The following is a 12,521-nucleotide window of genomic DNA, read 5'->3' as shown; positions in this document are numbered from 1 at the left end:
CCGCATGCGCATCGATGCGACGAGCGGCTTGCCTCACCATCGTTTCGTCCACCGCCGGGCGGCGAACAGGAGCCGGACCGGAGATTGACCGGCACTTGGGGCCGATCGACTGCTGCGCGGCGTGGTCGCCCATCGAGGGGTCGCCGTGTGTGCGGCGCACGACGTCACTCCGGTGGCACGAGGCGTCTCCTGACCTCGCGGCGATGCGTTGAGGTAATTCGGAGGCCAGCGTCAGAAGGGGTGGAAGATGAGAAGTGGCTTTCCCATGGTGGAGGAGCACGGGTTGGTCGGTGACCTGCAGACGGCGGCTCTCATCGCGCACGACGGCGCCGTTACCTGGTTCTGCGCGCCGCGCTTCGATTCACCCAGCATCTTCGCGTCCCTGCTCGACCCGGAGCGTGGTGGCACCTTCACTATTCGCCCCGACGGCGCCGACATCGTCTGCAAGCAGCTCTACCTGCCGGGGACGCCGGTACTGATCACCCGTTTCCTCAGCGATCGAGGTGTCGGTGAGGTTCTCGACTTCATGCCGGTCGCAGGCGGCGAGGCCACCGACCGGCATCGTCTCGTCCGGCTGCTTCGCGTGGTCCGCGGTGCGATGACATTCCGCGTCCAATGCCAGCCCCGTTTCAACTACGGACGAGACAGCCATGAAGTACAGCCCTACCCGGACGGCACCGTCTACCGCAGCCGAGCAGCGACGCTGACCGTACACATGATCCGGGCGGGAGCGGGACTCCTCACCGATCGACATGTCGAACGCGACGGGCGGGACTCTCAGGTCACCCTCGAGCTGACCGAGGGCCAGTCCGGCGGTGTGGTGCTGGAGACCGGCGAAGCGGGCATCCCACGGGCGTACGGCCTTGCCGAAGTTTTCGACCTGAAGCGACAGACGCAGGACTTCTGGCGGTCGTGGCTGGACCATTCGCCCTACCGCGGCAGATGGCGGGAGACGGTGCAGCGCTCGGCGATGACGTTGAAGCTGCTGACCTATGCGCCGACGGGCGCCGTCATCGCGGCTCCCACTGCTGGGCTGCCCGAGAGAATCGGCGGGACGCGGAATTGGGACTACCGCTACAGCTGGGTCCGCGACGCATCCCTGTCCGTGCTCGCACTCATGCGACTCGGATTCACACAGGAGGCGGTAGGCGCCGCCCGCTGGCTGCAGGACCGTGTCCGGGAGGCCGCGGACAACGCGAGCCCGTTGCAGATCATGTATCGGATCGACGGATCCAGCGACCTCCAGGAAGAGACCCTGGAGCACTGGGCCGGCTACCAGGATTCCTCGCCCGTACGGATCGGGAACGGCGCGGCCGGGCAACTGCAACTCGACATGTACGGCGCCATTCTGGAGGCCTTCCACTACGGGAGCCGCCGCAACCTCGGCATCACCCACCACGCTTGGCAGAACCTCGCCGCTCTCGTCGACTGGCTCAGCGATCACTGGGACCAACCCGACGACGGCATCTGGGAAGTGCGGGCAAGCCGTCGCGACCACACCTACAGCCGCATGATGTGCTGGGTCGCATTCGACCGCGCGATCCGTCTCGCCGCACGCCTCGGCCGTCCCGCGGACACCCACCGGTGGATCCGTAACCGCGACGCGATCTACCAGCAGATCATCCGCCGCGGCTACCACCATGGCAGGCAGTCCTTCGTCCAGCACTACGGTTCTGACGTCCTCGACGCGTCCCTGCTCACCATGCCGGCCCTCGGCTTCATCACCCCCGCTGACCCGCTGTGGCAGGGCACCCTGAGAGCGATTGACAACGACCTCGTGTCCGACAGCCTTGTCTACCGCTACGACCCCCGGACCGCGCCGGACGGACTACCCGGCGCCGAGGGCACCTTCAGCATGTGCACGTTCTGGTACATCGATGCGCTGGCACGCTCCGGACGCCTCGACGACGCACGGCTGACCTTCGAGAAGATGCTGACCTACAGCAGTCCTCTCGGGCTGTACAGCGAAGAGATCGCCCCGTCCGGGGAACAGATCGGCAACTATCCGCAGGCGTTCAGCCACCTGTCTCTGATCAACACAGCGCTGACTCTCGACCGGCTCCTCGACACGCCCGGGAGCTAGACCCAGCGGCGGCCGTGCCGATCGGGGAGTGCTGTCGACGGGCCGAGAAGAAGTCGGAGCACTAGCGCGCTGACGAGATTTTGGCGTCGAGCGCGGCGGTGTCGTCCTCGCCGAGCGCGACGAGGATGTCCCGCGCCTGCTGCCACGCGAGGCGGGCCGCCGTGCCGTTCCCGGCGGCCAGGTGGGCGTCGCCGAGGCTCACCAGCGCGTCCGCCTCCAACCGGCGGTGACCGATCTCGTGCCGCAGGCGGACGGCGTGTCCGTAGCAGGTGACCGCGTCCGTGAACGCGTCGAGCTGAAGGTGCGACTGTCCGAGACTGGCCCAGGTGATCGCCTGGCCGAGCACGTTCTCCACCGACGTGAACAGGGCCAGCGCCTGCTCGCAGCTCTCGATCGCGGCGTGGTGGTCGCCGAGCTGCCCCTGGGACCAGCCCACCGCGTTCAGCGCGAACGCCTGGCCGGTGACGTGGCCGGCCTGCCGGTGCAGCCGCAGCGCCTCCCGGGCGTGGCCGAGGGCCAGCTCCGGCTCGCCCGTCCGGTCGCGGATCCACCCGAGGTTCAGCTCGACACGCGCCTGACCGGCGAGGTCACCCAGCCGCCGGTACCGCTCGTACGCCAGCTCCAGGTGGCCTCGCGCGTCGGCGTACTCGTGCAGCGCGATGTCGGCGAAGCCGAGCACCCCGTGGGCGTACGCCTCGGCCCGGTCGTCGGCCAGCCGGAGGGCCGCCGACAACGCCGCCCGCAGGCTGCCGATCCAGTCCTGGAAGTAGCCGCCCTGGTTGAGGTAGGTGGTGATCGCCCAGGCGAGGTGACACGTGAGGCGGTCGAAGCCGTGGTCGGTCGCCAGTCGCAGCGCCGAGAGCAGCACCGGGTGCTCGTCGGTGAACCACGCCAGGGCCGCTTCCCGGTCGGCCAGCGGCACCGGCGCGACCCCGGGACCGGGCGGGTCGATCGGCAGCCGGTCCCGCTGCGGGTAGAGCAGCTCGTCGGCGGCGTACGCGACGCTGAGGTAGTGGTCGAGCAGGCGGCTGCGGGCCGCGTGACGCTCCGCCTCGCCGTCCTCGATCGCCGTCAGCTCGGCGGCGTACGCGCGCAGCAGGTCGTGGTACGTGAACCGGCCTGGCCGGTGCTCGCTGAGCAGGTGCGCCCGGGTCAGCTCGGTCAGGTGGCGGTGGGCCTGCGCGGGCGTGACCCCGGCGAGGCTGGCCGCCGCCGCGACGGCGAAGTCCGGACCGGGATGCACGCTCAGCAGCCGGAACAGGCGGGCGGTGGCCGCGTCGAGCGTCCGGTACGACCAGGACATGACCAGCCGTAGGTCGGTGACGGGTTCACCGCCGTCGAAGGCGTCGAGGCGACCGGTCTCCGGGCGCAGGTGCGCCGCCAGGTCCGTCAACCGGAACCCACTGTGGATCGCCGCCCGGGCGGCCACGACCGACAGCGCCAGCGGCAGGCCGGCGGACGCGCCGACGATGGCGTCGACGGCCTCGGGTTCGGCGGTCATCCGTTCCGCGCCGAGGCGTCGGGTCAGCAGCTCACGGGACTCGGCCCCGGACATGACGTCCAGGGTGACCGGATGGGCGCCGTTCACGCTGACCAGGCCCAGGAACTGGTGGCGGCTGGTGACGAGAACGAAGCAGCCCGGCGCTCCCGGCAGCAGCGGGCGTACCTGCTCGGCGTCGCCGGCATTGTCCAGCACGACGAGTACCCGTCGCCCGGCCAGCAGGCTCCGGTACCGGGCGACCTGCTCGTCCAGCCCGGTCGGCGGACGGGCCGCCGGCCCCGCGAGGGCGTTGACGAAGCCGGCGAGCGCCGTGCTCGGGTTGAGCGGGACACCGCCCGGGTCGAAGCCGCGCAGGTTGACGTAGAGCTGGCCGTCGGGAAAGTGCGCGGCGACGCGGTGCGCCCAGTGCACCGCGATCGTGGTCTTGCCCACGCCGGCGGTACCGGAGACGATCGCGAGGCCCATCGCGGTCGGCTGGTCCACCGACCCGGCCAGGATCCCGTCCAGGCGGGCCAGCGCGCCGTCGCGGCCCACGAAACCGAAGCCGTCCGCCGGTAGCTGCGCCGGAATGCCGCTCGACGGGGGCGGGTTGGGCGCCCCGGCGAGGAAGCGGTCCCGCCGCGACCCGTGCAGACCGAAGGCGTCGGCGAGCAGCAGCATCGTCGCCGGACGCGGCCGGGCGATCCGTCCCGCCTCCAGGTCCCGCAGATGCCGGACGGACAACCCGGTCTTCGCGGCCAGATCCTCCTGGGTCAACGCGCTGCTGCGCCGAAGTTCCTGCACGGCCTCCCCGAACACGGGACTCACCGTATCGACGGCGCTGAACGTGGACAATCGGCCATCCGACGTACGATCCGGCACGCTCCGCGCCGTGCCGCCGCACCGCTTCACGGGTACGGTTTCGATGCCCGACAAACGCCGGGGCGGCAGCGGCCGGCCCGGTGGCGACGGACGGTGGAAGGAGCGACGGTGACGCAGCCGAGAGCACTGGTGGTCCGAGGCGGATGGGAGGGGCACCAGCCGGTCAAGGCCACCGAGTTGTTCATCCCCATCCTCGAACGGAACGGCTACGCGGTCCGGGTCGAGGAGTCGACGGAGATCTACGCCGACGCCGACGAGATGGCCGGCACCGACCTGATCGTGCAGTGCATGACGATGTCGGAGATCACCTCGGCCCAGGTGGCCGGACTCGCCGCGGCGGTCGTCGCCGGCACGGGCTTCACCGGCTGGCACGGCGGCGTCGTGGACGCGTTCCGCGCGTCGTCGGAGTACCTGCACCTGGTGGGTGGTCAGTTCGCCACCCACCCGGGCAAGGAGCCGTGCGAGCGGCACGGCGGCGAGGAGGACAACTTCCTGCCGCACACCGTGCGCGTCACCGACCTCGGCCGGGAGCACCCGGTCACCGCCGGGATCGAGGACTTCGACCTGGTCACCGAGCAGTACTGGGTGCTGCACGACGACCTCATCGACGTCCTGGCCGTCACCACCCACCCCACGCGGGAGTGGCATCCGTGGCACCGGCCGGTCACCTCGCCGGCGATCTGGACCCGACGCTGGGGCGCGGGCCGCGTCGTCGTGACGACTCCGGGCCACAGCCTCGACGTGCTGGAGCACCCGGCCGTGCGTACCGTCATCGAGAGGGGGATGGTGTGGGCGACCCGCACGGCGTCGGCATCGTAGGTCTCGGGGTCATCTCCCGCGCGTACCTGGACACCCTCGCGCAGCACCCCGCGGTGCGCGTCGTCGCGCTGGCCGACCTCGACGCGTCCCGGTCGGCCGCGGCGGCGGCCACCGTCCCCGGCAGCGAGGCGATGAGCGTCGACCGCCTGCTCGCCCACCCGGACGTGGACACGGTGCTCAACCTCACGATCCCCGCGGCGCACGCCGACATCTCCCGCGCCGCGATCGACGCCGGCAAGAACGTGTACGTCGAGAAGCCGCTCGCCGTGACGTTCCCGGACGGTCGGTCCATCATCGAGCGGGCCGCCTCGGCGGGCGTCCACGTCGGATGCGCCCCGGACACCGTCCTGGGTACGGGCACGCAGACGGCGCGCGCCGCGATCGACGACGGACTGATCGGCCGCCCGATGTCCGCGACGGCCGTCATGGTCACAGCCGGCCACGAGCGGTGGCACCCGCACCCCGACTTCTACTACACCCCGGGCGGCGGCCCCCTGTTCGACATGGGGCCGTACTACATCTCGGCCCTCGTGCACCTGCTCGGGCCGGTCCGCGCGGTGGTCGGGGCCGCCAGCCGGCTGCGCTCCGAGCGGGTCATCGGCTCGGGGCCACGCGCCGGCGAGCGGATCCCGGTGAAGGTGGACACCCACGTCACCGGCGTCCTCGAACACGTCGACGGCGCCCTGTCCACCATCACCACGAGCTTCGACGGCACCGCGACGACGGCCGCGCCCATCGAGGTCCACGGGGAGACCGGCACGCTCGCCGTACCGGACCCGAACTACTTCGACGGCGAGGTCCGCCACTTCCCGCTCGGTGGCGCCGAGTGGCATGCCCTCCCGGCGCGCGCCGGGTACGTCGAGAGCGGTCGGGGCATCGGCCTGCTCGACTTCGTCCTGGCCGACGGCCAGCGTGCCCCCCGCGCCGGCGGCGACGTCGCGTTGCACGTCCTCGAGACGATGACCGCGCTGCTGGAGTCGGCGGCGCAGGGCCGGCGGATCGAGCTGACGACGAAGGCGCGGCGTCCCGTGCCGGTGCCGCTCACCCCGGCATCGGAGTGGAAGGGACGCTGACGGGTCGGCCGGCGGACGTCAGATGGTGATGACGACCTTGGCCCGCGCGTGCTCGCCCTCGACGTACCGGATGGCGTCGGGCACCTCGTGCAGCGGGTACGTCCGGTCGACGACCGGGGTGAGGCGGCCGGCCTCGACGTGGGCGCGGAGCGTGTCGAGGTGTCGCCCGCTCGGCGTCGTGGTGAGCGTGACGACTCGCTGCCGGATCAGCGGCGCGAGTAGTCGTCCGCGCGCGATCAGCCACACCGGCCCGACGAGGCTGCCGCCGCCGTACACGCCGCCGCCGGAGAGCACCAGCGTCCCGGTCGGTGTCAGCGCCCGCCGCAGGTCGGTGAGTGAGCGGTTGCCGACCAGGTCGAGCACGACGTCGTGGCGGCGCGCGCCGTCGGCGAAGTCGTCCCGGCGGTAGTCGATGACCTCGTCGGCGCCGAGGGAGCGGACCAGGTCGACGTTGCGGGTGCTGCACACCGCGGTCACGGTCGCGCCGAGCGCCTTGCCCAGTTGCACCGCGAGGGTGCCGACGCCGCCCGAGGCGCCGTTGACGAGCAGGCGCTGACCGGGCTCGACCCGCCCGACGTCGCACAGACCCATGAGCGCGGTGATGCCGGCCAGTGGCAGGGCCGCCGCCTGCTCGGGGGTCAGATTCGCCGGCATGGACGCGACCTGCGTCCGGGGCACGCACGCGTACTCGGCGAACGCGCCGTTCGCGTCGCCGAGGTCGCCGAAGACCGCGTCGCCCGCCCGGATGTCGCGTACGTCGGACCCGACGGCCTCGACGCGGCCGGCGATGTCCCGGCCGCGAATGCGCGCGCGAGGCCGCGCCAGCCCCATCGACAACCGCGCCATCCGGGGATCGCCGCGCATGGCATGCCAGTCGTACGCGTTGAGCGAGGCGGCCTGCACCCGAACGAGCACGTCGTCCGGGCCGGGCACCGGTTCGGTGACGTCCTTGAGAACGAGGGTTTCCGGGCCGCCGTACTGCTCCTGCACGATCGCCTTCATCACGCCTCCCTGAGGTGTACGGTGTACACCGACGGTAGGTGTACGCCGTACACCTGTCAAGGTGGTTATCGTTCAACAACCGCCGGACAGGACGAGGACGAGATGGTCGACCAGGCTGAGACGCTGCGCCGCACACCGCTGAGCAGGGACCGCATCCTGCGGGCGGCCGTCGCGCTCGCCGACGAGACCGGCATCGAATCGCTCAGCATGCGCAACCTCGCCCAGGACCTGGGCGTCGTACCGATGGCTCTCTACAAGCACGTGGCCAACAAGGACGAACTGCTCGACGGCATGATCGACGTGATCGTCGGCCAGATCGACCCGCCCGAGCGCGACACCACCTGGAAGGACGCCATCCGCCGGCGCATCCTCTCGGCGCGGGCGGTGCTGCGCCGGCACCCCTGGGCGCCGCTGGCCATCGAATCGCGGACCATGGCGACGCCGGCCGTCCTGGCCTACCTCGACTCGGTGGTCGGCACCCTCAGGGCCGGCGGGTTCACCGCGAACCTCGCGCACCACGTCATGCACACGATGGGCAGCCGGGTTCTGGGCTTCAGTCAGGAACTGTTCGACGACTCCCGTCGCGCCGGTCGGTCCGGAGCGACCAGCCCCGAACCCGCCGCGGCGCTGCCGCCGGAGTTCGCCGCCCGCTTCCCACACCTGGCGGAGATCGCCACGGCGGCATCCCACGACGACGAGTCGGTCGTGGGGCAGGGCTGCGATGACCAGTTCGAGTTCGAGTTCGCGCTCGACCTGCTGCTGGACGGTATCGAACGGCTGCAGGAGCAGGGCTGGACGTCGCCGCGACGACCCCGGTGACACCGCTTCTTCACCTCGATGTCACCGGTCGACCCCACAGGTGACGCTTCGGTGTCTGCCGGCGGGAGTTGGCTGTCGGCCGTCGCACTGTCTTGATCAGGAGCTGATCCGCGTGCCTTCCTCCCGTCGCACCTTCCTCGCCAGCGGCGCCGCCGCCGGTGTCGGCCTCGCCGTCGCCGGTGGCCTGCCGTCCCTGGCGCAGGCCAGCCCCGCCCGACCGCACTCGCCGGGCGTGGGTGGTCGCGTTCCCTTCCCGCCGCTGGTGGACGACCCCAAGGGGATCCTGGCCCTGCCCCAGGGCTTCCGCTACACGATCGTCACCCGCACCGGCGTCACCCGGCTCGATCGTGGTCAGGGCGTGACCCCGGCGGACCACGACGGCATGGCCGTCTACGACGCCGGACGAGGCCGCTACACCCTCATCCAGAACCACGAGATCGACCCGGGCGCCGAGTTCGGCGTACCCCACGTCAAGGGCACCGTCTACGACCCCGGTGCCGTCGACGCCGGCGGCTGCACGGTGATCACGACCGATCTCGCGGGCCGCAACCTGGGCGAGTTCGTCGCGCTCTCCGGCACCATCTCCAACTGCGCCGGCGGCCCGACGCCGTGGGGCACCTGGCTGACCTGCGAGGAGACCGAGGACCGCGCCGGCGACAGGTGGACCGAGGGCGACCGCTCCGGCGTCTACGCCAAGGACCACGGGTACGTCTTCGAGGTCTGGGCCGACGGCAGCGCGGACCCGAGGCCGATCAAGTGTCTCGGTCGCTACTCCCACGAGGCGCTGGCGATCGACAAGGACCGCACCCACGTCTACCTCTCCGAGGACGCCGACGAGCCCAACGGCCTCTTCTACCGCTGGTCGGCGCCGCGCGGCGTGAAGCTGGGTCCCGGCGTGCTGACCCGCCTCGCGCCGGACGCCGGTGTCCTCGCCGCCATGCAGATCATCATGGACGACGGGTCCGTGCTGCCGGACGTCGCCTACCTGACCTCCGCCCAGCTGGGCCGCCCGTTCCCCGTCCGGTGGATCGAGGTGCCGGACCGCGACGCGCGGCACACCTCCGTCCGCGAGCAGTTCGCCGACGGTCAGGTCACCCGTGGCCGCAAGTTCGAGGGCGTGTGGAGCACCGACGAGGGCGTGTACGTCGTCAACTCCTACGCGTGGGACGAGGGCGACCTGCCGGCCGACGCGGCGCCGCACGACGGCATGGTCTGGTTCTACAACTTCAAGGACCAGACGATCCAGCTCGTGACGTACTTCCCGCACCAGGCCGCCTCCGAGGAGGGGACGCCGGTCAGGTACACCGACATCACCTTCGACGGCCCGGACAACGTGACGGTCACCCCGTGGGGGAGCCTGGTGCTCGCCGAGGACGGCAAGGGCGCCTCGCACGTGCTCAGCACCATCCCGGGCGGGCCGACGTACGCGATCGCCCGCAACCAGCTCAACGACTCGGAGTTCTGCGGGCCGACCTTCAGCGCCGACGGCAAGGTGCTGTTCGTCAACATGCAGGACCCGGGTCTGACCCTGGCCATCACCGGCCCGTGGGAGAAGTACCTGGGCTGACGACGTTCCCAACGGCAGGTGGGGATCGGGCGACGGCCCGCTTCCCACCTGCCGTCTTTTCAAACCTCGGCAGTGCCTGACTATTGTCACGAGTTCGTGTGCACCTCGCATCACGGTCAGTGACTAAGCGCACTGGAGCCCACCGCGGCCCGTCGATGAGACTCGATGCAACGCCGGACGACAGCAGCCGGCCGGAATCGAGAGGTGGCGGGACAGTGGACGAACGCTACGACAGCTACTGCGCCGCGGATCGCCTCTTCTACGACTCGCTCGGCAGCGCCGTCGCGCAGCCCGTCTTTCCGGCCGCCGAGCGAGAGATTCCGGCCGGGTGGCGCCGCGAGCCGCTCGACGACTGGCTGATCTACGCCCCCGACGGCGGCTCGCTGCCGCAGCAGGGCTGGAAGATCCACGTGTCGGCGGGTCTGACGAACGCCGAGCGGGTGCTGGACACCATCTGGGACTACTGCGTACCCCGGGACCTGTCCTTCAAGTTCCTCCGCGGGCCGCGCACGCTCCTGCTGCGCAACTCCAAGTACGCCTCCCGGGCCGCCAGCGGCAAGTTCGTCACCGTCTACCCTCGCGACGACGCGGAGCTGGAGCTGGTCTGCAAGGAGCTCGACGAGCTGCTCGCCGGCGAGTCCGGGCCGTACATCCTCAGCGACCTCCGGTACGGCGCCGGCCCGATCCACGTGCGCTACGGCGGCTTCGCCGCCCGCTACTGCCACTCGCCCGACGGCCAGGTGGTGCCGGCGATCGAGGACGACTCCGGCACGCTGGTACCGGACCGCCGCGACCCGGTCTTCCACGTGCCGTCCTGGGTCACCCTGCCCGACTTCCTCGGCCCGCACCTGGCGGCCCGCAGCGGAACCAGCACCGACCAGGTGCCGTACCGGATCGAACGGGTGATCCACTTCTCCAACGGCGGTGGTCTGTACGTGGGCCGGGACCTGCGTACCGACACCGAGGTGGTGTTGAAGGAGGCCCGGCCGCACGCCGGCCTGGACGCTGACGGTGTCGACGCCGTCGCCCGGCTGGCCCGGGAGGCCGACGCCCTGCGGCAGTTCGCCGACCTGCCGCAGGTGCCGCGGGTGCACGACGAGTTCGACCTCGGCGAGCACCGGTTCCTCGCGCTGGAGTTCATCGAGGGCCGACCCTTGAACAAGGTGCTCGTCGACAGGTACCCGCTGATCGACGCTGACGCGACCGACGAGGATCGGGCGGCGTACGCCCGCTGGGCCCGGCACGTCCACGAGCAGGTCGAGGCCCTCATCGCGGCGATCCACGAGCGCGGCCTGGTCTACGGAGACCTGCACCTGTTCAACATCATGATCCGTCCGGACGACCGGGTCGCCCTCGTCGACTTCGAGGTGGCCGCCCCGATCGACAGGCATCGCCGACCAGGACTGCGCAACCAGGGCTTCGCGGCTCCCCGCGACCGGACCGGGCCGGCGGTCGACACGTACGCCCTGGCGTGCCTGCGACTGGCGTTGTTCCTGCCCCTGACCCAGCTCGTGCGGCTCGCCCCGGCGAAGGCGGCGCACCTGGCCGACGTCATCGCCGCCAACTTTCCGGTGCCGAGGTCCTTCCTCGACCCGGCGGTCGAGGAGATCACCGGCGGCCCCGGGGCGACCGGCGCGCACGACGCGTCCGTCACGCGGGACCGGCTGGCGACGGCGATCCTGGCCAGCGCCACCCCCACGCGCGACGATCGGCTCTTCCCCGGCGACATCGAGCAGTTCCGCAGCGGCGGCCTCAACCTCGCCCACGGGGCGGCGGGAGTGCTGTACGCACTGCACACCAGCGGCGTCGGACGGTGGCCCGAGCACGAGGACTGGCTGGTACGACGGGCGACCGCGCCCCCGTCCGGCACCCGCTGCGGCTTCTACGACGGCCTGCACGGTGTCGCCCACGCCCTGGAGAGCCTGGGACGACGCCAGGACGCGCTGGACGTGCTCGACATCTGCCTGCGCGAGCCACTGGACGGACTCGACCACAGCCTGGCGAGCGGACTGTCCGGGATCGCGCTCAACCTGGCCGAGCTGGCCGCCCGTACCGGGGAGGTGTCGTTGCGCGACGCCGCCTGGCGGGCCGCCGAGCGGGTGATCGGGCAACTGGCCGACGACCCCGGCCCGGACATCAGCGGCGGCCGCCACCCGTACGCCGGGCTGCTGCGCGGCCGTACCGGACCGGCGTTGATGCTGCTGCGGCTGTACGAGCTCAGCGGCGACGAGGACCTGCTGGGGCACGCCGCCACGGCGTTGCGCCAGGACCTGCGCCGGTGCGTGCTGCGCCCGGACGGCGCCCTGGAGGTCAACGAGGGCTGGCGGACCATGCCGTACCTGGCACACGGCAGCGTCGGCATCGGACTGGTCCTCGATCAGTACCTGCGCCACCGCGACGACGACCGGTTCGCCGAGGCCAGCGCGGGCATCCGCCGCGCGGCACGGTCACCGTTCTACGCGCAGTCCGGTCTCTTCGCCGGCCGGGCGGGCGTCATCGCCTACCTCGCCGCCTCCGCCCACGACGGCGACCGCCTCGAACTCGACGCCCAGGTGGACCGGCTGGCCTGGCACGCGCTGCCGTACCGGGAGGGGACGGCGTTCCCCGGCGAGCAGTTGCTCCGGCTCTCCATGGACTTCGGCACCGGCACCGCCGGCGTGCTCTACGCGCTGACCTGCGCGCGGGACGACGACCCGCCGGTGCTGCCCTTCCTCGCGCCCCTGCCGGGCGCGCAGAGACTCCCCCGCGACAGCGGGGGCGACCGGATCGACGAAGGAATGGAAGGGAGGTGAACGA

The 12,521-nt window shown here is 71.4% G+C and carries 8 protein-coding genes; 6 read left to right on the top strand and 2 right to left on the bottom strand.

The window, feature by feature from the left end:
• Nucleotides 1-265: 265 nt before the first annotated feature.
• A complete protein-coding gene (locus ACQPZK_RS18695; protein WP_433534215.1) occupies nt 266-2,083 on the top strand; it encodes a glycoside hydrolase family 15 protein in 1,818 nt (605 codons plus the stop codon).
• Between the two features lie 61 nt (nt 2,084-2,144).
• Here ACQPZK_RS18695 and ACQPZK_RS18690 read toward each other — a convergent pair whose 3' ends face one another.
• Nucleotides 2,145-4,382, bottom strand: a complete 2,238-nt coding sequence (locus ACQPZK_RS18690; RefSeq protein WP_433534214.1) for an ATP-binding protein — start codon at nt 4,380-4,382, stop codon at nt 2,145-2,147.
• A gap of 171 nt (nt 4,383-4,553) precedes the next feature.
• Here ACQPZK_RS18690 and ACQPZK_RS18685 point away from each other — a divergent pair, with 171 nt between their 5' ends.
• Together ACQPZK_RS18685 and ACQPZK_RS18680 are read left to right on the top strand one after the other, a co-directional pair.
• A complete protein-coding gene (locus ACQPZK_RS18685) occupies nt 4,554-5,264 on the top strand; it encodes a ThuA domain-containing protein (RefSeq protein WP_433534213.1) in 711 nt (236 codons plus the stop codon).
• Nucleotides 5,234-6,337, top strand: coding sequence for a Gfo/Idh/MocA family protein (locus ACQPZK_RS18680; protein ID WP_433534212.1), 1,104 nt, complete (start codon nt 5,234-5,236; stop codon nt 6,335-6,337). Before ACQPZK_RS18685 ends, ACQPZK_RS18680 begins: the two co-directional genes overlap by 31 nt.
• An 18-nt stretch (nt 6,338-6,355) precedes the next feature.
• Here ACQPZK_RS18680 and ACQPZK_RS18675 read toward each other — a convergent pair whose 3' ends face one another.
• The gene (locus ACQPZK_RS18675) at nt 6,356-7,339 is read right to left on the bottom strand and encodes an NAD(P)-dependent alcohol dehydrogenase (protein WP_433534211.1); all 984 of its coding nucleotides are present in this window, start codon (nt 7,337-7,339) and stop codon (nt 6,356-6,358) included.
• 102 nt (nt 7,340-7,441) lie between these two features.
• Here ACQPZK_RS18675 and ACQPZK_RS18670 point away from each other — a divergent pair, with 102 nt between their 5' ends.
• The 3 genes from ACQPZK_RS18670 to lanKC all read left to right on the top strand — a co-directional run bounded on the left by ACQPZK_RS18670 (nt 7,442) and on the right by lanKC (nt 12,517).
• Entirely contained in the window at nt 7,442-8,158 is a 717-nt protein-coding gene (locus ACQPZK_RS18670) for a TetR/AcrR family transcriptional regulator (RefSeq protein WP_433534210.1), read from the top strand.
• Between the two features lie 112 nt (nt 8,159-8,270).
• Nucleotides 8,271-9,725 (top strand): alkaline phosphatase PhoX, encoded by a 1,455-nt coding sequence (locus tag ACQPZK_RS18665; protein WP_433534209.1) that lies wholly within the window; start codon nt 8,271-8,273, stop codon nt 9,723-9,725.
• 215 nt (nt 9,726-9,940) lie between these two features.
• On the top strand, nt 9,941-12,517 hold the full coding sequence (gene lanKC, locus ACQPZK_RS18660; RefSeq protein ID WP_433534208.1) for a class III lanthionine synthetase LanKC: 2,577 nt from the start codon (nt 9,941-9,943) through the stop codon (nt 12,515-12,517).
• The last annotated feature ends 4 nt before the right edge of the window (nt 12,518-12,521 follow it).

The sequence above is a fragment of the Micromonospora sp. CA-249363 genome (assembly GCF_050950185.1).
Classification (GTDB): Bacteria; Actinomycetota; Actinomycetes; order Mycobacteriales; family Micromonosporaceae; genus Micromonospora.
This window is presented reverse-complemented; position numbering and strand designations above follow the sequence as displayed.